Genomic DNA, 20,384 nt, shown 5'->3' on the forward strand with positions numbered 1-20,384 from the left:
TGTCAGCTTTTCCGAAGCCTGAACTCACTCTGAAAAACTCTAAGGAACAAGGAGTCCCTTGATGGAAGCTCTCATTGGCGCCGACGGGGGCGCATCATCCGAACTGCTGGACCAGGCACTGGCCCTTGTGATGACTTACGCCCCCAAGGTGGTGCTGGCGATCATCACTCTGGTAATCGGTATGTGGTTGATCAACAAGTTCATAGCAATTCTTGACCACAAGCTCGGCCAGAAAGACCCCACCCTCAACAAGTTCCTTTGCGGCCTGATCGGGGTGATCCTCAAGATCCTGCTGCTGATCTCCGTGGCGTCCATGGTGGGCATTGCCACCACTTCCTTTATCGCCATTATCGGTGCTGCCGGTCTGGCGGTCGGTCTGGCCCTGCAGGGTAGCCTGGCCAACTTTGCCGGCGGCGTGCTGATTCTGATCTTCAAGCCGTTCAAGGTTGGCGATGTGATCGAAGCCCAGGGCTACCTCGGCTCGGTGCGTGAAATCAACATTCTGTACACCATTGTCGACACCTTCGATAACCGCCGGATCGTCATCCCTAACGGCCAGTTGGCCAATGCCAGCCTGACCAACCTCAGCGCCTATGAAACTCGTCGCTGCGACATGACCTTCGGTATCGGCTATGCCGACGATATCGACAAGGCCAAGGACATCTGCAAGCGGTTGATCGAAGAAGACGAGCGGGCCCTGAAAGATCCGGCTTCGCTGATCGTGGTGGGCGCTCTGGGTGAGAGCTCCGTCGACCTGACTGTCCGCGCCTGGACCAAGTCCGCTGATCTGTGGCCGTTCTACTGGGATATGCAGGAGCGCGTGAAGAAGGCCTTCGACGCGGAGGGCATCAGCATCCCGTTCCCCCAGCGCGACGTTCATCTGTATAAAACCGAGTGAACCGTATCGCAATTGATACATCCGGTTACTCGCAAACTGCGTAACCTCAACTAAGATGAGCAGTAAAGGCGGGGTGTTGAACCGGCACCCTGCCGAACCCCGACGGAGCCAGGTTCCTCAACGTTCAACGGCTCCGGGACGCTGTCATTGCTGGTAGGAGGTTGTCGCTATGCCGGTACAGCAGTTGAAAGATTACCTCGACCAGGCAGGTGTGGAATACATGTGCCTGTCCCACCCCCCGGCGTTCACGGCCCAGCAACTGGCCCATCACGTCAAGATAGCAGGCGACCGCGTCGTCAAGACCGTCATCATCGAACTCGATGGCAAGATGGCCATGCTGGTGATGCCTGCCACCTGGCGTATCCGCTGGGACCGCCTGTCACAGATTCTCGATACCGATTTTGTCGATCTGGCCGATGAACAGGAATTCCAGGATCGCTTCCCGAACTGTGAAGTGGGTGCCATGCCACCGTTTGGCAACCTGTTCGGCATGACCGTCTATTGCGCCGAGTCCCTGACGGAACAGCCGGAGCTGGCTTTCGCGGCCGGCAGCCATACCGAATCAGTGCATATGAAGACCTCAGACTTCATGAACCTGGTGCAGCCGATGGTACTGAACCAGGGCTTCGTAAAACCCGGCGCCCGCAAACCAGCCTGGCTGGTGAAACGCCGTCGGCATCGGGATCTGGACGAGGAACGGGTGTCCGGAGCCGCCGGCTACTGACAACCCGACCCCGGGTTTATCCGGGTCGCTTGTCTGAATGCCTCCATCGCGTAAACTGACGGCATCAGACAGGAACCCGCTATGACTCAAGCATTTGATATTGTCATTGTCGGCGCCGGCATGGTCGGTGCTGCACTTGCCACCGGACTCGGCCGTGAGGGCCTATCGGTCGCCATGATCGACCGGGCTGCCGTACCGCCATTCGACCCTCGGACAGCCCCCAATATCCGTGTATCGGCCCTGAGTGTTGGTAGCGAACGCTACCTGGACAGCCTGGGCGCCTGGTCTCGCATTCTCGACATGCGAGCCACACCCTACCGCCGCCTGGCGGTCTGGGACGAGACTCCGCACCCCCTCAGCAACCTGGTGCCACGCGGGTTGACGGAAGTAACCTTCGACGCCATGGATCTGGGCGCTCCACACCTGGGACACATCGTGGAAAATTCCGTCACCCAGCAGGCACTCTGGCAGGCTGCCGAGGCAGGGCCGGGCGTTTCCATCCTGGCGGGCTCCGGTGTTGCCAGTGTGGCCCAGGATGAGGACCATGCGACGATCACCCTGGAGGATGGCCAAACCCTGAGTGCCAGACTGGTGATCGGTGCCGATGGTGCCCAATCCCGCATCCGCGATATGGCCGGGATCGGTGTCACCCGGGACCAGTACGGCCAGCAAGCCATGGTCATTTCGGTGCGTTATCGAGGTGCAGTGGAGGACATCACCTGGCAGGGCTTCTACCCCTCCGGACCCCGGGCCTTCCTGCCGCTGCACAATGCCGGTGAGGCCTTCCCCGGGGAAAGCTGGGCGTCACTGGTCTGGTACGATGCTCCCGAGCAGCTGGCATGCCTGAAAAGCCTGGACGACGAGGCCCTGAGGGCCGAGATTCAGAGTGCTTTCCCGGAAGATCTGCCGGTACTGACCCACATTGATGCGCGGGCCAGCTTTCCCATTGCCCGCCAGCACGCCAAGCATTATTTTGCCGGGAGAATGGTTCTGGCGGGCGATGCAGCCCACACCATCAACCCACTGGCAGGCCAGGGCGTGAACCTCGGATTCCAGGACGCCCAGAGGCTTCAAGCCATGATCCGGGAAGCCGTCCGTGCCGATGGCGATCCGGCCAATCCGGCCTGGCTCGCCCGCTACGAGCAGGAACGCCGCCCCGCCAACCGGCGGATGATGATGACCATGGATCTGTTCTACCATCTGTTCAGCAATCGTATTCCACCGGTCCACCTGCTGCGCAACCTGGGCCTGGGCACTGCCCGCGCCCTGCCCTTTGCCCGCAATCGGGTCGCCCGTTACGCCATGGGCATAGACGACCAGTTGCCGGCGGTCCTCAAGCAGCTTACCGAACGGCTACCAGGCCTGGGCCAGCTGTAAACGATCACTACTGAAAACAAATAAGGAGCCACCATGGCAGAGACGATTTTCTCCAAGATCATCAACCGCGAAATCCCCGCCGACATCGTCTACGAGGACGATATCAGCCTCGCGTTCAGGGACATCAATCCCCAGGCGCCGGTGCACCTGCTGGTGATTCCAAAGAAGGCCATTGCCTCCATCAACGACATCGAGGAAGGCGACCGGGAACTGGTGGGGCACCTGTATTACGTGGCCAGCAAGCTGGCGAAGGAGATGGGTTTTGCCGAGGATGGCTACCGGACGGTCATGAACTGCGGGGAGAATGCCGGGCAGACCGTGTTCCATATCCATCTGCACCTGCTGGCCGGCAAGCCGTTTGGCTGGCCGCCGTATACCGACAAGATGAAGCAGGCCTGAGGGGTGAACACGGGACGGGGCCAGAACATGAAAAAGGGGTCAGATGAAAGCTTTCATCTGACCCCGACCTGGAAGCAAACTCCAAGTCAGCGACCAACCACCCGCTCGGCTTCTTCCACCGGCGTGTGGCGCACATCCTCGCCCTTGACCATGAAGATCACGTTCTCGGCGATGTTGCAGGCGTGGTCCCCCACTCGCTCCAGGGCACGGAGTACCCACATCACCGACATGCAGCGCGAGATGTTACGGGTGTCTTCCATCATGAAGGTCAGCAGGGTACGGGCCGCGGCCTGGTATTCTTCATCCACCCGCTTGTCTTCCTTCATGATGCGGAGCGCTTGCTCGGAATCGAGCCGGGCGAAGGCATCCAGGGAGTCGTGCAGCATGCCGAGCACATGGGTGCCGATGTGGCGCACCTCCACATAGCCCCGCGGCGCCTGGCCTTCCTCGGACAACTTGATCGCGAGCTTGGCGATCTTCTTGGCTTCATCGCCGACCCGCTCCAGGTCCGCCACCATCTTGATCACGGAAATGACCAGTCGCAGGTCCCGGGCAGTAGGCTGGCGACGGGCAATGATCAGGGTCGCCTCCTCGTCCAGGTCGACCTCCATCTTGTCGACCTGTTTGTCCTTGGCGCGGATCTGCTCAGCAAGGTGGCCGTCGCCGTCCACCAGGGCCTGGATGGCATTCTCCACCTGGGCTTCGACCATACCGCCCATTTTCAGGAATTCGGTCTTGAGCTCCATGAGCTCATCGTTGAACTTATGGGAGATATGATCCCCGTAAACATCATCCTTCTTTGTAGGCATACTATCTTTCTCCAAAATTCCTCGGATCCGGAATCAGCCGAAGCGACCGGTGATGTAGGATTCGGTCAGTTCATGTTCCGGCGAGGTGAATACCTTGTTGGTCTCGTTCACTTCCACCAGATGGCCGAGGTGGAAATAGGCCGTACGGTGGGACACCCGCGCCGCTTGCTGCATGGAGTGGGTCACGATCACGATAGTGTAACTCTCTGACATTTCCGCAATCAGTTCTTCCACCTTGGCAGTGGCGATGGGATCCAGTGCCGAGCAGGGCTCGTCCATCAAAATCACTTCCGGGCTGACCGCAATGGCACGGGCAATACACAGTCGCTGCTGCTGACCACCGGACATACCCGTCGCGGTGGCATCCAGACGATCCTTGACCTCATCCCACAGGCCCGCTTTACGCAGGCTGTTCTCAACAATCTCGTCCAGATCCGACTTCCGGTTAGCCAGGCCGTGGATACGCGGACCATAGGCGACGTTGTCGTAGATGGACTTTGGGAAGGGGTTGGGCTTCTGGAACACCATGCCCACCCGGGCACGCAGCTCTACCACATCCCGCTTGGGATCGTAGATATCGTGGTCATCCAGTTGCAGCGAACCCTTGACCCGACAGATATCAATGCTGTCGTTCATTCGGTTCAGACAACGCAGGAAGGTGGACTTGCCGCAACCTGAGGGTCCGATGAAGGCAATCACCTCGTTGCGGGCGATATCCAGGCTGATATTCTTGATGGCGCGGTCCTGGCCGTAGAATACCTCGACATTGCGCAGCTTGAACTTCGCATCGTCCGCGAAGGGGTGGCCAACGGTCCGGCCTTCCTCGATCACGGTTTCTGCCGGTCTTTCTTCCTGGGCCGGGATCGCTGTTTCTTCAGGCATACCAGCTTCGCTCGTTACGGTTGAATTCATAGTATTCATGGATAATCTCCTTACCACCGGCGCTCAAGTCGCTTACGGAGCCAGATGGCCAATGCATTCATGGTAATCATAAAGGCCAGCAGGACCATGATTCCGGCGGAGGCCAGCTCAACAAAGCCCTGTTCAGAGCTGCTGGCCCACAAATAGATCTGAACGGGAAGCACCGTTGCCGAACTGAAAAATCCATCCGGCACATCGACAATGAAGGCCACCATACCGATCAGCAGCAGCGGGGCTGTTTCACCCAGCGCCTGTGCCATACCGATGATGGAACCGGTGAGCATCCCGGGCATCGCCAGCGGGACCACATGATGCAGGACCACCTGCATTTTGGATGCACCGATGCCCTCAGCCGCTTCCCGAATGGAGGGCGGAACACTTTTGATGGCCGCCCGGCTGGAAATAATAATGGTGGGCAGCGTCATCAGTGCCAGTACCATGCCACCGACCACCGGTACCGAGCGGGGCATGCCGAACAGGCCGATAAACACCGCCAGGCCCAACAGGCCGAAGATGATGGATGGTACCGCCGCCAGGTTATTGATGTTGACCTCGATAAAGTCAGTAATCCTGTTCTGGGGCGCAAACTCTTCCAGATAGATCGCCGCCGCAATCCCCATGGGAAAAGAGATGGCCAGGGTAACCAGCATGGTCAGTAATGAGCCAACGATAGCGCCCAGAATACCGGCATTGCCGGGCTCCCGGGAGTCACCGCGGCTGAACAGAACGTCATTGAAGCCGGTATCAATCACTCCCCGCTCCAACAACTCATCCACCCATTGCTGCTGCTGTTCCGAGAGCCGGATGCTGTAGCTGGGATCGTCCGCATGCTTCACGTACACCGACACCATGTCATGGGCAAGAAATTCCATGGTCTGAGTGGTATTCAGCAACTCCGGGTTGTTTTCGAGGAAGTCACTGACATCGTTGGCGGCATAGCTTCCCACCAGTCGACTCAGCTCACGCCGCGCCGATGGGCCTTCGGCCTCCGGGAAATACTCCTGGAGCGCCGCAATAATCGGCGCATTGAAATCGGCCATGGAGCGCTGGTCAGGGTCCGTCGGATCATCCAGATACATGGAGTCCGAATTCAGCCTCAGATCCAGAGTGATGGTGGTCTTGATAAACCCGGTGTGGCCTTTGCCAATAATGTCAGCAAACAGAATGACCAGGGACGCCAGGGCGACAAAAATGGCCACAAGACCATAAAGCCGAAACCGGCGTTCCTTCCGGTACCGACGCTTCAGGGACTGACGGACAAGCTCCGCCTGAGAACGTTGATCAGTCATACTGTTCCCTATATTTACGAACAATCTTGAGTGCGATGACATTCAGCAGCAGGGTGACAATAAAGAGCATCATGCCCAGGGCAAAGGCCGACAGGGTCTTGGCGCTGTCGAACTCCTGATCACCCACCAGCAAGGTGGCAATCTGCACCGTCACGGTGGTAACCGATTCCAGGGGGTTGGCGGTAAGGTTGGCCGCCAAGCCCGCTGCCATGACCACGATCATGGTCTCGCCGATCGCCCGTGACGCCGCCAGCAAAATGCCGCCAATGATTCCCGGCAGAGCCGCCGGAAAGATCACGTTCTTCATCGTTTCGGACTGGGTTGCACCCAGTGCCAGGGAGCCATCCCGCAGGTTCTGCGGTACGGCGTTGATCACGTCATCAGACAGCGAGGAAACGAAAGGGATGATCATGATGCCCATCACCAGTCCTGCCGCGAGGGCGCTTTGGGAAGAGGCCTCCAGACCGATCATTTCCGCCAGGTCACGAATGAACGGTGCGACCGTCAGGGCGGCAAAAAAACCGTAAACCACAGTTGGTACGCCAGCCAGCATCTCCAGAAGAGGCTTGACCGTCGCGCGCATTCGCCTCGAGGCGTATTCGGATAGATAGATGGCCGAAAGCAGCCCGACGGGCACCGCAACCAGCAGGGCGATGGCCGAAATCAGCAGGGTCCCGGTGAATAGCGGGATCATACCGAAGGCACCGTCAGAACCAACCTGGTCAGCACGCAAGGCGGTCTGCGGACTCCAGGAAGTGCCGAAAAGGAATTCGGTTACCGGCACTCTGCCGAAGAAGCGCACTGTTTCAAAAATCACCGAGAACACGATGCCGACGGTGGTCAGAACCGCAACCGCAGCGCACACGAAAAAAATGCGCCGGAGCGTTCGTTCGACGTTTTCCCGGGCATTGACGTGGGGCGCGACCCGGCTCCAGGCAAAGGCCGCCCCCAACACCGTAATCAATAACACCAGAATGGCTTTGAAGTTGGCGCTCTGGTCTCTCAGAGATTCCAGCAGACCGGCAGCGCCGGCAATGTGCTCAGGCACGAAATCAGCATTCAGTTTGCCCGCGGCCACGTTACTGATCTGAGACAAGACCAGGCTGGCTTCACCGGGAGAATTGGGCCAGGCATCCTGAGGCAATGAGGCAATCACAATGCCTTGTATCACCTTACCCTCGAATCCGGCCCAGGCCGCCAACACAATCAGCGCGGGTATGGCAGACCACAGTGCCGCCCTGGCTGCGTAGTAAAATGGAAGCGCCTTGAGGTTCCGGATTCCGCCCAGTGGTGCCGCCACCGCCCTGGACCGCATATACGCGAGCCCATAGGCAATAACCGCAAGAACCAGAACCAGAGGCAAAAGATTAGCCGTCTGCATAACAATCTCTGTGTTGATGGCGTGTTCGTTCGATTAGCCGTCTATTCTGCCAGCTTGCTGGCCAGAAATATTCACTTGAACGTAACAAAGGAACGCGGACCATATGGCCCGCGTTCCTTATTTTGTCATCCCTGACCCGTGACGGCAGCGCTTTACAGCTCGTTGCCAGTCATCGGCTTCAGTTCCTTGACGGCCTTGGCAGTGGCCATACGCTGCTCGCGCGGGTTCGGAATCAGACCTACGTCTACCAGGTAGCCGTTGTCACCCCAGGCGCCTTCGCTGGTGAACTCGGCCACGTACTCCTGGATACCCGGAACAACACCGACGTGGGCGTTCTTGATGTAGAAGAACAGGGAACGGGCAACCGGGTAGTCTTCCGAAGCGATGGACTCCGGAGTCGGTTCAACACCGTTTACGGTGGCAGCCTGGATCTGACCGGAGTTTTCCATCAGGAAGCTGTAGCCAAAGATACCCAGAGTATCCGGATCCTGAGCCAGACGCTGCACGATCAGGTTGTCATTCTCGCCGGCTTCAACGAACGGACCGTCTTCACGCATGCTGTGGCACACGGACTTCATGTCGTTCTTGGCCATGTTCTTGATGAAATCGTACTGCTTGCAGCCACCCTGCATGGCGATTTCAACGAAGGCGTCACGGGTACCGGAAGTCGGAGGGGGACCCATCACGCTGATTTCCATGTCCGGCAGGCTGGAGTCGATGTCGCTCCACTTCTGGTACGGGTTGGCCACCAGCTTGTCGCCGCCCTTGGGATCAGGAACTTCCTTGGCCAGTGCCAGGAACACCTGCTCCAGGCTCAGATCCAGCTTCGGAGCGTCCTTGGAGTTGGCGATAACGATACCGTCAGCGCCGATACGAACCTCGGTGATTTCCTTGACACCGTTGGCCTGACAGTTTTCGAATTCACTCTTCTTCATGCGACGTGATGCGTTGGTGATGTCCGGGTGCTGGGTACCCACACCTTCACAGAACAGCTTCAGACCGCCGCCGGAGCCGGTGGATTCCAGCTTCGGAGTCGGGAAGTCGGTGGTACGGCCAAAACGCTCGGCAACCACGGTCGCGAACGGATAAACAGTGGAGGAACCCACGATGCTGATGGTGTCACGGGCCATGGCCGGTGTGGACATGGCGGCGACAGAGCCAGCCAGCGCAACACTTGCGAGTACTTTGTTCAGTTTCATCACGTCAAGTCTCCATTATTTGGTTAGGACGTTGTGTCGGATGTGCTTTACCGATGAGTGCATCCTAGGAGGTCTCTGTGACAAGTTTGTTACAACTTCTGAAATATAGTCGCCATCGCGCAAATTTTCTTGCAGCACGCGTTCAGGCCGTTAACATGCGGGTTTACAATAATTCCAGACTTATCAAAGGCAGGCTCCATGACGGCTTTCGACGATGACAAACCCGCCCCCCGGGGCGAACTCATCCTCCAGGTAATCCCCCTTCCCGCAGACACCAACGCCAACGGTGATGTATTTGCCGGCTGGCTGGTAAAGCAAATGGATCTCGCTGCCGCCACCATGGCGGGGCGGATCTCCCAGGGCCGCAATGCCACCGTGGCCATGGACCGGATGGAGTTTCTGTCGCCGTTGCGGGTGGGCTCCCAGGTTGGGTGCTACTGTGAGCTGGTGGACATCGGCCGCAGCTCCATGAGAATCAATGTGGAGGTCTGGACCCTGGACCGTGCTGCGAAAAACCCCAGAAAAGTCACCGAGGGGCTGTTTGTCTACGTAGCGATCGATGAGCATGGCCGGATCCGGGAAGTGCCCGAGCAGGGCCTTTGACTGTCATTGCCAGCCGTGTAAAAGGCGGGCGTAGTTCAGGCGCTCCCAGGTCTGTGAATCCGGTGCGTTGTCCAGTGACAGGGCTCCCCGGGCGTCAGCCAGGGTGCTGTAACCCATCGATGACAGTCGCTGATCCATGGCGCTTCTGATCCGGGCCAGGGCCTGCGTCCCCTCCGCCAACAGGGCGGACACCACCTGCACCGCGGTGGCGCCGGAAAGCAAAGCCTTGGCTGCATCGTCACCGGTATGGACGCCTCCGGAGACCGCCATTTCCAGACCGGTGCGATTGAACAGCATGGCCACGGCGTGCAACCGAAGGGGCAATTCCGCACTACTGGACAGAACCACCTCCCGGCTCAGGGTCAGCTCGTCCAGATCGATATCCGGCTGATAGAAGCGGTTGAACAGCACCAGTCCTCGGGCGCCCGCCGCTTCCAGACCCGCCACGAAGGCGGGTAATGCCGAGTAGAACGGTGACAGCTTGACGCTCACCGGAATTGAAACCTGCTCCACCACCGAACGCACCACCTCCAGCTGCCGCTGTTCCAGCCTTGCCGCCGTATCGGCGGGATCGGTGGCCAGATCGTAAAGATTGAGCTCGATGGCCTCCGCGCCGGCGTCTTCCAGCTCCCGGGCGTGGTGGGTCCAGCCACCGGGCGAAATGCCGTTCAGTGAGGCAATCACCGGGACATCCAGCCCGTTCCGCAGCAGCTCCAGGCGCTTGAGGTAACTGCCGGAGCCCACCTCGAACATCTCCGATCCGGGAAAGAACGAGCGCGCCTCGGCATCCATATTGATCCGGGAATCGATGAAGCGATGGGCCGCCATCTGCTCCGCCACCAGCTGCTCTTCGAACAGCGAATGCATCACCACGGCACCGGCGCCCGCGTCGACACAGGCCTTTAGGGCATCAAGATCATCGGTCAGCGGGCTGGCACCCACCACCAGAGGCGAGTGCAGGTCCAGCCCGAGCCATCGGGTTGTCAACTCAGTCATGTGATTCCCCCTTCCCCTGTCCGGATTCCGGATGTTCATGGGGCTCAAAATGGATGCCCGCCAGCTGTTTATAGAGTTCCCGTTGGTCCTGCGCCGCCTCGGTGGCGGCGGCGACAAGCTGCTCATACCTTTCCGGATCCCGCAATTCGAGCATTCGGAAGCGGGCTTCCTCCTGCATGTAGGTTTTCATCGGAACTTTCAGGCGCAAAGAGTCCAGCTGTAGGGGCGGCAGGCCCTCGTCTATGCGCCTGGGATCGAAGCGGTAGATCGGCCAGGCCCAGCTGTCCACCGCCCGCTTTTGCTGTGCCGGTGAATGCACGAGGTCGTAGCCATGGGCGATACAGGGGCTGTGGGCAATGATCAGCGCGGGGCCATCGAAGCTTTCGGCCTCCTGCAGAGCTTTGGTGGTCTGGTTACTGTGGGACTGCATGGCAATCTGAGCCACGTAAACATGGCCATAACTCATGGCCAGCAAGCCCAGGTCTTTCTTGCGGGTTTCCTTGCCGGCAGCCGCAAACTTGGCAATCGCGCCCATGGGCGTGGCTTTTGACTGCTGACCGCCGGTGTTGGAATACACCTCGGTATCCAGGACCAGCAGCTTGAGGTTCCGACCGGAGGCCAGGGCGTGGTCCAGGCCGCCGTAACCGATGTCGTAGGCCCAGCCATCACCACCAATGACCCATACGCTCTTGGGGCACAGCTCATCGGCCAGACTCGCCAGTTCCTGCACCTCCTCGCCCTGCTGATCCGCCAGCCAGTCCCGCAATCTTGCGACCGCCTTTCGCCGTGCCGCCATGGCCGCCTCGTCGAGGGTGGCGCAGGGGCCGGTCAGGTCGCTGTAAAGTTCTCGAGGCAAACGTTCGCTCATGCCATCCAGCAACTGTCGGGCTCGTCCCACCAGCTTGTCCAGTCCCAGACGCATGCCCAGACCCAGTTCCGCCGCATCCTCGAACAACGAATTGTTCCAGGTCGGCCCCCGGCCATCGGCATTCACCGTATACGGTGTGGTGGGCAGGTTGCCGCCATAAATGGAGGAACAACCGGTGGCATTGGCAAGCAGCAGGCGGTCACCCAGTAACTGGGTGAGCAGGCGGATGTAGGGCGTCTCGCCGCAGCCGGCGCAAGCGCCGGAGTATTCGAACAACGGGATCAACAACGGCAGCGATTTGAAATCCCGGGGAATACGGTCCCTGGGAACATCCGGCAAGCTGCGCAGGAACTTCAGATTTTCCGCCTCTGCCTCGCGATGCTCCTCCATAGGCTGCATGTTGATGGCCTTGCGCTTGGGCTGGGTGCGGTCCTTGGCAGGACATACTTCCACACACAGGCCACAACCCGTGCAGTCCTCCGGCGCCACCTGAATCCGGTAGTCCAGACCTTCCAGTTCCGCTGTGTGGGTTTCGGGAACGGCCTCGAAGGATTCCGGACCATTTCGCGCCGCCTCCGGCTCGAAGACCTTGCTGGTGATGGCGGTATGGGGGCAAATCATCGCGCAGAAGTTGCACTGCACGCACAGATCGGGCTCCCAGATCGGAATTTCCTGGGCAATGGAGCGTTTCTCGAACTGACTGGTACCCGAGGGCCAGGTGCCATCCAGCGGGAAGGCGCTCACGGGCAGCTTGTCGCCCTGGCCGTCCATCAACAGCCGCGTGACTTTCTGTACGAAGTCCGGCGCATCCTCCGGCACCCTTGGGGGTCGGGTGCGGGTCGCCGTCACCTTGTCCGGTACCGGTACTTCATGCAGGTTGTCCAGTGCGGAATCCACCGCCTCCACGTTACGGCGAACCACCTCCGACCCGCGACGACCCCAGGTTTCGCGGATGGCGTCCTTGATGCGGGCGATTGCCTCGTCCTTTGGCAGGATGTCGGCCAGGGCAAAGAAGCACACCTGCATCACCGTGTTGATGCGCCGCTCTAGTCCAGCTTTCTCCGCAACTTCCGCTGCATCGATGACATACAGGCGGGCCTTGCGCTCCACCAGCACCCGCTGGACTTCGACCGACAAACGGTCCCAGGTCTCATCCTTTGACCAGGGAACATTCAGCAGTACCGTTGCGCCGTCGGCAGCGTGCTCCAGAACATCGAATCGCTCGAGGAACTGGGGTGCATGAATGGCCACAAACTGGGCCTTGCGGATCTGGTAACTGGAACGGATGGGCAAGGGGCCAAACCGCAAATGGGAAACCGTGGTGGCCCCGGATTTCTTGGAGTCATAGACGAAATGCCCCTGGGCAAAGAGGTCCGTGCCCTCGCCCAGGATCTTGATACTGGCCTTGTTGCTGCTGACAGTGCCGTCGGACCCCAGCCCGAAGAACAGGGCCCGGCGGGTTTTTGGCGATTCGATATCCAGTTCTTCATCCACCTCCAGCGACAACCGGGTAACATCGTCACGAACACCGACGGTGAAACGCGTTTTCGGCGCCTCACTCTGCAGCTCGTCAAAAATGGCGCACACCATCGCCGGGGTGAATTCACGGGAAGACAGACCGTACCGGCCTCCGATCACCCGGGGCAGGATCTGCCGCTCACCCCGGCTCCAGGCTTCCATCAGCGCCCCACTGACCTCCAGCAACAGCGGCTCGCCCTGGGCTCCGGGCTCCTTGGTCCGGTCCAGCACTGCCAGATGCTTCACGGTATTGGGCAGCGCCGCCAGGAAACGGTCGGTAGCAAAGGGCCGGAACAGGCGCACCTTGAGTACACCGACCTTCTCCCCCTGCCCAAGCAGCCAGTCCACCGTCTCGTGGGCGCATTCCGCCCCGGACCCCATCAGGATGACCACCCGCTCCGCCTCGGGATGCCCCACATAATCAAACAGCCGGTACCGCCGCCCGGTGACCTCGGCAAACCGCTCCATCACCGATTCCAGCTTCTCCGGGAAGGCCTGGTAAAACGGGTTTGTGGCCTCCCGGGACTGGAAAAACGCGTCGGGATTCTGGGAGGTGCCCCGAACCACCGGCCGGTCCGGGGTCATTCGACGCTCACGATGGGCCGCCACCCCTTCATGGGACACCAGGCCCTGCAGTTGCTCATCGCTCAGGGCGGCAATCTTGGAGATTTCATGGGAGGTTCGGAAGCCATCAAAGAAATGCATCACCGGCACCCGAGCCTCCAGGGTGACCGCGTGGCCGATGGCGGCGAGATCCTGGGCTTCCTGAACCGACCCGGAAGCCAGCAGCGCAAAGCCCGTGCCGCGGGCGGTCATCACATCGGAATGGTCGCAGAAGATCGACAGGGCATGGGTGGCAACACTGCGGGCGGCAATGTGCATGCAGAACGGCGAGAGCTCACCGGCAATCTTGAACAGGTTGGGCAGCATCAACAGCAGCCCCTGGGAAGCAGTGAAGGTGGTCACCAGCGAGCCCGCCTGCAGGGCTCCGTGCACGGCCCCGGCGGCTCCGGCTTCGGACTGCATTTCCACCACACTGGGAACCTGCCCCCAGAGATTGGGACGGCCAAGAGCCGCCCAGTCGTCGGCATGTTCGCCCATCACCGACGCCGGGGTGATCGGATAGATGGCAATGGTCTCACTCAGGCGATAAGCCACCGAGGCCACAGCTTCGTTGCCATCAAGGGTCTGGAACGCCATGGCCGCTTCTCCTTGTCATAACCATCCAACAGTCATGAGTCTAGGCAGGGCTGCTGACGGCCGCAAGCGGCCAGGCTTTCGATGCATCGACCAGCCTTTGGTCAGTGGGCCATCAACTGATCCACAGCATCAGGCTTGTCGTGCACGCCAAAGCGGTCAACGATGGTGGCACTGGCCTCATTCAGGCCAACCACCTCGACATCGGCACCTTCCCGGCGGAACTTGACGACCACCTTGTCCAGTGCACCCACGGCCGTGATATCCCAGAAATGAGCCCGGCCCAGGTCGATTACCACATTGTCGACGGCTTCCTTGAAGTCAAAGGTTTCGATGAACTTCTCGGAAGAGCTGAAGAACACCTGACCCACCACGTTGTAGCGTCGCGTATCGGACGCTTGGTCATAGTCCGACGTCACCAGCATGTAATGGCCCACCTTGTTGGCGAAGAACAGGGCAGCCAGAAGTACGCCAGCCAGTACCCCAAAGGCGAGGTTGTGAGTCGCCACCACCACGATCACGGTAACCACCATGACGATGTTGGTTGAGAGCGGGTGTTCCCGGAGATTTCTGATGGACTCCCAGCTGAAGGTACCAATCGACACCATGATCATCACCGCCACCAGCGCCGCCATGGGTATCTGGACCAGCCACTGGTCCAACACCAGCACCATCACCAACAGGAAAGCACCGGCGGTGAAGGTGGAGAGCCGGGTACGACCACCGGACTTGATGTTGATGATGGACTGGCCAATCATCGCGCAACCGGCCATGCCACCGAGTAGCCCGGCACCGATGTTGGCCACGCCCTGGCCCTTGCATTCGCGATTACGGTCGCTGGTGGTGTCGGTCAGGTCGTCCACGATGGTCGCGGTCATCATGGATTCCAGCAGGCCGACCACGGCAAGCCCCAGGGAATACGGCAGGATAATCATCAGCGTCTCGAGGTTGAGCGGCACATCCGGCCACAGGAACACCGGCAGGGTATCCGGCAATTCACCCATATCGCCCACGGTGCGGATATCCAGACCCAGGATCATGGCAACGGCCGTGAGAGAGATGATGCACACCAGCGGTGACGGAAGGATCTTGCCGATCACCGGAACCAGCGGGAACAGGTAGATGATCGCCAGGCCTGCGGCGGTCATGGCATAGACATGCCAGGTGACGTCGGTCAGCTCGGGCAACTGCGCCATGAAAATAAGGATCGCCAGCGCATTCACAAACCCGGTCACCACCGAACGGGAGACAAACCGCATCAGTGCCCCCAGCTTGAGGTAGCCTGCAACAATCTGAAACACACCCGTGAGCAGGGTCGCGGCGAGCAGGTATTCGAGACCATGTTCTTTCACCAGCGTGACCATCAGCAATGCCATGGCGCCGGTGGCAGCTGAAATCATCCCGGGGCGACCGCCCACGAACGCAATCACCACAGCAATACAGAAGGAAGCATAAAGCCCCACTTTCGGGTCCACTCCTGCAATGATGGAAAAGGCGATGGCCTCCGGAATCAGGGCGAGGGCCACAACGATACCAGCGAGCAGATCGCCCCGAACATTGGAGAACCAGTTGTTTCGTATTCTGCTGAGCATATTCGTTTAATCCGATTAAAGGTTTCAAAAGCCGGGCAACAGACACCAGGCCTATTCCTGTGGAGCCAGAGTCTGGAGAAAAACCATGACAGTCGCTATTCCGTGAGCAAGATATCGAGAGAAACGAATCCACTTGGCCGATGACGATATACCGGCTGGATGCTCAAGCCTTGCTGGACTATCGAGGGAGAAGGGAAGTCTGAATGCTAGGGTGGAAGGATCGTCACAGTCTGGTTTCAGTATCTCTGATGAAAATCAGGCATCGGCCGAAAAGAGGGCGCGGAGTCTATCAAAGCCGTGATGAAAAAGTAAGGTCGCTCTTCCCGGCATGGATCAGGGCATCAAAGAGAGACTGGTATTGTACTGCCAGCACCGATGCCCGCCAGGCATCCGGCCTGCAGGCCTTTGGCTGGCATCGCATCACCCGTTCGAGGCAGTCTGCCGCAGCCTCTGCTTCCGGGTCCGCGGCCTGTTCACGACTCTGGTATCGGCAGTCGTCCGGCACATACTCCGGGTAGGCCAGCCGGTCGGGGGCCAGGGGCACACATCCGGATGCCATGGCCTCCAGCATCGACAATCCCTGGAAATCATGCAGGGCTGTCGAAACAACCATATCCGCCTGGCGTAACAACCGGTCATAGTCCGCCCGGCTTTCAAGAAAGCCCCACTGCTCTATCCGCTGGCCGAACGCCTCACGGATCTGGCCAAATGCCGGCGGATGCTTCCGGAAACTCTCGCCGACAACACTGAGCCGAAACGGAACTGAGCGCCGGTCGAGAACCTGCAGGAGTTTCAACAGGCGATCCGGTCCCTTGTCGTATTCCCAGCGATGGTTCCAGAGCAGGTGTGGCCGAGCCCAGCTCACGCCACGATCATCGGCAAACAAACGGTCCTCAATCGGTACCGGTATCACCCGGGACTTATCACGCAAAGTTTCGATCAGCCCTTCGGGCACTCTGTCAGGCAGTATTTGGACGAAAGTATCGACACCGTCCAGAAAACTGTCCCGGTTCCAGCCACTGTTGAACACCACACAATCGGCAGACAGGGCACTGTAGAGGTTCACCATCTGTGGATCGGCACTGGTGTTCTGGCCACGGGAGACCGGAAAGGCGAACTGGTTTTCGTGCATGTACAGCAGGCAGGGTGTATTGGCCAGGCGCGGGTGCAGACCGCGCAGGGTGGCCAGATCCACCATGGATGTAGCAATAATCAGATCCCAGCGTTCCAGCAGGAGCGGCTCATTAAGCCAGCTCAGTGGATTGCCCCGGATGCGCCAGCGGAAGAACCTCGGAGGCAATGCCAGGCCGTGCCAGTGGAATTCCGGCAACAGTGCCGCCAGTTGCTCACGCCAGCGCTTATGACTGGCGGCGTCGTAACCGGACAGCACTAGTACTCTCGGTTTGGACATATCGGGCTTCATCAGGCTCACGCCCATTAACCAGACTTAGCGTCAGGTCGCGCTCTGGACAGCGACCACAGCCCGAGCACCGGCCCGGGCACCAGCAGCAGAACCACCCAGACATCCAACTGGCCCCATAATCCGCTGGTCAGCCAGATGGCGGGCAGGGTCAGCCCAAACCCGACCGCATTCATCACCGCCAGCGAAGAACCCACCGATTCTTTCGGTGCCGTTGCAGCCGCCAGTGCCGAAAACTGTGGCGAATCTGCCACCACCGCAATCCCCCAGACAACCAGCAACGCGATCAGCAAGACCGGGGCGAGCCCATTCAACCAGGGATACAGAAGGCAGAAAGCCCCGGACACCATCAGCGCCCGCCGGGCCACCCATTCGCTGCCCAGGGTTCGACTAAGCCGGCCGCCACCGACGCAGCCCGCAGCGCCAATGCCGATCACCGCGAACGACAGCCAGGGAACCCATGCCTCACCCTGACCCAGACGCTGCAGTTCCCGGCCGATCAGCAGGGGCGTCAATGTCCAGAAGGCATAAAGCTCCCACATGTGGCCAAAGTAACCACCGGCCACCGCCCGGAATCTCGGTATACGCAGGGCAGCCAGCCCCTGGCTGAGGGGTAGCCGGCCACTGCTTTTCGGCAGGTGCGGCCCGTCGCCCAACAGGAAAACCAGCAGCCCTCCCGCAAGGGCAAGGCAGGATGCCGCCATCAGAGGCCACTCCCAGGGCATGCCCAGCGTCGCTCCCCGCATCAGATGTGGCAGGGCTGTACCCAGGGTAAGCATGCCCACCAGCCAGGCCAGTGCCGCACCGGCGTATTTTGGGATCCAGGCGATCACCATTTTCATGCCCAGGGGGTAGATACCAGCAAGACACAGCCCCGTGGCAAACCGCAGAAGGAAATCAACCGGTGGCCAACCGGCGGCGAAAACAAACCCGCCATTGACCAGGGCACCCAGGAGGCTCGACAGGGCAAAGATCCGGCTAGCGCCAAAGCGGTCTGCCAGACCGGTCACAGCGATGGTCAGGGTACCGGCGATGAACCCTGCCTGAACCGCCAGCGTTAGCCGGCCCAGATCGGTTTCCGTCAGGCCTAATTCCGCGGACAGCGACAGCCAGACACCATTGATACTGAACCAGAGCGAAGTTCCGAAGAGCTGGGCCAGCACAATGACGGGTAAGGGGTAACGTTTTAGCAGGTCGATCATTATTGTTGTCTTTTATGCAAGCGAAGGGCAAAGCCTGGCGTCGGGAACCGTACTTCACCCATGCTACTTTGGTGCCTGGTAGATCCTTGGCAAGGCTTGCGGGATCTGCAATGGTAATATCGTTACACGGAATCCTGCCAACCACCAGCCACCCAACGCCGGAGTACCTGAATGAATCTCCGAATTCTCTCAGCTGTCCTGGTTCTGTCAGCGCCACCGGTGACGGCTGAGGTGAGCCTGTCACCGTTTGCAGGTTTCCGCATGAGTAGTTCAGTGGATATCGAGACCTCCGGTGCCAGCACCACAGACCAGATCAACTTCCGGGATTCCACAAGCCAGGGGCTGGTGTTCAATTTTGATCTGCCAGAGCCGGGCAAACAGGGAGAGCTCTATTTCGGCCGGCAGAGCACCTCTGCACGACTGGACAACGGCCTGTTCGCACCGGCCGTCGATTCCATCGAACTGACGATCTACCAACTACAGTTCGGAGGCCTCTATTTCCCGGGCGGGAAAACCCACGGGGGATTCATTTCCGGCGTCCTGGGCGTTACCCGACTGGAACCGGACGATTCAAAATACGAAACTCACCACCGGGCCGCCCTGTCTCTGGGTGGCGGGTACCAGTTCTTCCTGACTGAACAACTGCGCCTGAGGCTGGATCTGCGCGGTGTTTACACCGCCCTGAATTCGGGAGGTTCCGCGTTCTGCTCCGGTGGCTGCGAACTCAGGTTCGACAGCAGCGGCTACTTGCAGGTGGAAGCCGCCGCAGGGCTGGCCATTCGGTTCTGAGGCCCGGTCAGGCTGTCACTGGCCGCCGCTCAGGCAACAGCACCGACAGCAACGCTGCCATGGCCACCAGACCCGACGATATCCACAAGCAGGCTTCCAGCCCCCAGGCTTGGTAGACCCACCCGGACAGGATCGTTCCCAGCAGCCGGCCGGCGGCATTGGACATGTAATAAAAGCCCACATCCAGGGATACGCCATCGCCTCTCGCGTAACTGACGATGAGGTAGCTGTGCAGGGAGGAATTGACGGCAAACAGCACGCCAAACAACAGCAGGCCACCGACAATCACGATCTGCGGTGACCAGCCCGCCGTCAGACCAATGGCAATCGCTGCCGGAATCAGCGCCAGGGCTGACGCCCAGAGCACGGCCGGCTGTTTGCCTTCCATGTTTCCGGTGATGCGCGGGGCGATGGTCTGGATAAAGCCATAGCCGATAATCCAGGTGGCCATAAAGCCGCCCACTTTCCAGAAGTCCCAGCCAAAGACCGTGTGCAGGTAAACGGGCAGAGCCACCACAAACCAGACATCCCGGGCACCGAACAAAAACATCCGCGCTGCGGACAACACGTTGATGGCCCGACTTTTGGAAAGCACCTCGCTAAATTTGGGCTTGGCCTTGCTCTTGCCAAGATCCTGTCCCAGAAGGAACAGGCTGGCCAGCCACACCAGGCCCAGAGCCACCGCCATGATGATCACGGCACCCGTAAAGCCGGCGGCCATCAGCAATACACCGCCGAGGAAAAAACCCACACCCTTGAGGGTATTCTTGGAGCCGGTCAGGATCGCCACCCATTTGTACAGCGTACCCTGTTGCTCATCCGGCACCAGCAACTTGATGCCGCTCTTGGCGGACATCTTGTTCAGATCCTTGGCAATCCCTGAGAGCGCCTGCGCCGCCATCACCCAGGGCACCGTCAGCATAGCCGCCGGCACCGCCAGCATGCCCAGCGCCAAAATCTGCAGGAACAGGCCGATGTTCATGGTGCGGTTCAGGCCCATGCGGGCGCCCAGGTACCCGCCCACCAGGTTGGTCACCACCCCGAAGAACTCGTAGAAGATGAACAACAGGGCGATTTCCAGCGGCGAGTAGCCCAACTGGTGAAAATGCAGCACCACCAGCATCCGCAGGGCGCCATCCGTGAGGGTAAAGGCCCAGTAGTTGCCGGTGATGACCAGATACTGTCGGATGGCGGCCGTCATA

At 59.8% G+C, this 20,384-nt stretch carries 17 protein-coding genes; 6 read left to right on the forward strand and 11 right to left on the reverse strand.

Annotated features, from left to right (window positions below):
• Positions 1 to 61: 61 nt before the first annotated feature.
• The 4 genes from R6W86_RS10700 (at position 62) to R6W86_RS10715 (ending at position 3,398) form a co-directional block, all read left to right on the forward strand.
• The gene (locus R6W86_RS10700; RefSeq protein ID WP_410329343.1) at positions 62 to 898 is read left to right on the forward strand and encodes a mechanosensitive ion channel family protein; all 837 of its coding nucleotides are present in this window, start codon (positions 62 to 64) and stop codon (positions 896 to 898) included.
• Positions 899 to 1,067: 169 nt separating this feature from the next.
• A complete protein-coding gene (locus R6W86_RS10705) occupies positions 1,068 to 1,622 on the forward strand; it encodes an aminoacyl-tRNA deacylase (RefSeq protein WP_410329344.1) in 555 nt (184 codons plus the stop codon).
• An 81-nt stretch (positions 1,623 to 1,703) separates the two neighbouring features.
• Positions 1,704 to 2,999, forward strand: a complete 1,296-nt coding sequence (locus R6W86_RS10710; protein ID WP_410329345.1) for an FAD-dependent monooxygenase — start codon at positions 1,704 to 1,706, stop codon at positions 2,997 to 2,999.
• A gap of 33 nt (positions 3,000 to 3,032) precedes the next feature.
• Positions 3,033 to 3,398, forward strand: a complete 366-nt coding sequence (locus R6W86_RS10715; RefSeq protein WP_410329346.1) for a histidine triad nucleotide-binding protein — start codon at positions 3,033 to 3,035, stop codon at positions 3,396 to 3,398.
• Positions 3,399 to 3,484: 86 nt separating this feature from the next.
• Here the strand turns inward: R6W86_RS10715 and phoU are convergent, their stop codons facing one another.
• The 5 genes from phoU to R6W86_RS10740 all read right to left on the reverse strand — a co-directional run bounded on the left by phoU (position 3,485) and on the right by R6W86_RS10740 (position 9,000).
• Entirely contained in the window at positions 3,485 to 4,207 is a 723-nt protein-coding gene (phoU, locus tag R6W86_RS10720; protein ID WP_410329347.1) for a phosphate signaling complex protein PhoU, read from the reverse strand.
• A gap of 33 nt (positions 4,208 to 4,240) precedes the next feature.
• Entirely contained in the window at positions 4,241 to 5,128 is an 888-nt protein-coding gene (pstB, locus tag R6W86_RS10725) for a phosphate ABC transporter ATP-binding protein PstB (protein ID WP_410329348.1), read from the reverse strand.
• Positions 5,129 to 5,139: 11 nt separating this feature from the next.
• A complete protein-coding gene (pstA, locus tag R6W86_RS10730; RefSeq protein WP_410329349.1) occupies positions 5,140 to 6,417 on the reverse strand; it encodes a phosphate ABC transporter permease PstA in 1,278 nt (425 codons plus the stop codon).
• Positions 6,410 to 7,798, reverse strand: a complete 1,389-nt coding sequence (gene pstC, locus R6W86_RS10735; RefSeq protein ID WP_410329350.1) for a phosphate ABC transporter permease subunit PstC — start codon at positions 7,796 to 7,798, stop codon at positions 6,410 to 6,412. Before pstC ends, pstA begins: the two co-directional genes overlap by 8 nt.
• Positions 7,799 to 7,950: 152 nt before the next feature.
• Positions 7,951 to 9,000: a substrate-binding domain-containing protein gene (locus tag R6W86_RS10740; protein ID WP_410329351.1), complete on the reverse strand. Its 1,050-nt coding sequence runs from the start codon at positions 8,998 to 9,000 to the stop codon at positions 7,951 to 7,953.
• Between the two features lie 195 nt (positions 9,001 to 9,195).
• On the opposite strand from R6W86_RS10740, the gene R6W86_RS10745 reads away from it, so the two are divergent.
• A complete protein-coding gene (locus R6W86_RS10745; protein WP_410329352.1) occupies positions 9,196 to 9,600 on the forward strand; it encodes an acyl-CoA thioesterase in 405 nt (134 codons plus the stop codon).
• A gap of 3 nt (positions 9,601 to 9,603) precedes the next feature.
• On the opposite strand, the gene R6W86_RS10750 is transcribed toward R6W86_RS10745, so the two are convergent.
• The 5 genes from R6W86_RS10750 to R6W86_RS10770 all read right to left on the reverse strand — a co-directional run bounded on the left by R6W86_RS10750 (position 9,604) and on the right by R6W86_RS10770 (position 18,393).
• Complete coding sequence (locus R6W86_RS10750) at positions 9,604 to 10,596, reverse strand: dihydroorotate dehydrogenase-like protein (RefSeq protein ID WP_410329353.1); 993 nt, start codon at positions 10,594 to 10,596, stop codon at positions 9,604 to 9,606.
• Entirely contained in the window at positions 10,589 to 14,182 is a 3,594-nt protein-coding gene (gene nifJ, locus R6W86_RS10755) for a pyruvate:ferredoxin (flavodoxin) oxidoreductase (RefSeq protein ID WP_410329354.1), read from the reverse strand. Before nifJ ends, R6W86_RS10750 begins: the two co-directional genes overlap by 8 nt.
• A gap of 101 nt (positions 14,183 to 14,283) precedes the next feature.
• Entirely contained in the window at positions 14,284 to 15,771 is a 1,488-nt protein-coding gene (locus tag R6W86_RS10760) for a SulP family inorganic anion transporter (RefSeq protein ID WP_410329355.1), read from the reverse strand.
• Positions 15,772 to 16,060: 289 nt separating this feature from the next.
• Positions 16,061 to 17,182, reverse strand: a complete 1,122-nt coding sequence (locus R6W86_RS10765) for a DUF3524 domain-containing protein (protein WP_410329356.1) — start codon at positions 17,180 to 17,182, stop codon at positions 16,061 to 16,063.
• 26 nt (positions 17,183 to 17,208) lie between these two features.
• Complete coding sequence (locus R6W86_RS10770) at positions 17,209 to 18,393, reverse strand: MFS transporter (RefSeq protein WP_410329357.1); 1,185 nt, start codon at positions 18,391 to 18,393, stop codon at positions 17,209 to 17,211.
• Between the two features lie 171 nt (positions 18,394 to 18,564).
• Here R6W86_RS10770 and R6W86_RS10775 point away from each other — a divergent pair, with 171 nt between their 5' ends.
• Positions 18,565 to 19,182, forward strand: a complete 618-nt coding sequence (locus tag R6W86_RS10775) for a hypothetical protein (RefSeq protein ID WP_410329358.1) — start codon at positions 18,565 to 18,567, stop codon at positions 19,180 to 19,182.
• 7 nt (positions 19,183 to 19,189) lie between these two features.
• Here the strand turns inward: R6W86_RS10775 and arsJ are convergent, their stop codons facing one another.
• A complete protein-coding gene (gene arsJ / locus R6W86_RS10780) occupies positions 19,190 to 20,383 on the reverse strand; it encodes an organoarsenical effux MFS transporter ArsJ (protein WP_410329359.1) in 1,194 nt (397 codons plus the stop codon).
• Between the last annotated feature and the right edge of the window lies 1 nt (position 20,384).

The organism is Marinobacter sp. (assembly GCF_046484525.1).
Lineage (GTDB): Bacteria > Pseudomonadota > Gammaproteobacteria > Pseudomonadales > Oleiphilaceae > Marinobacter.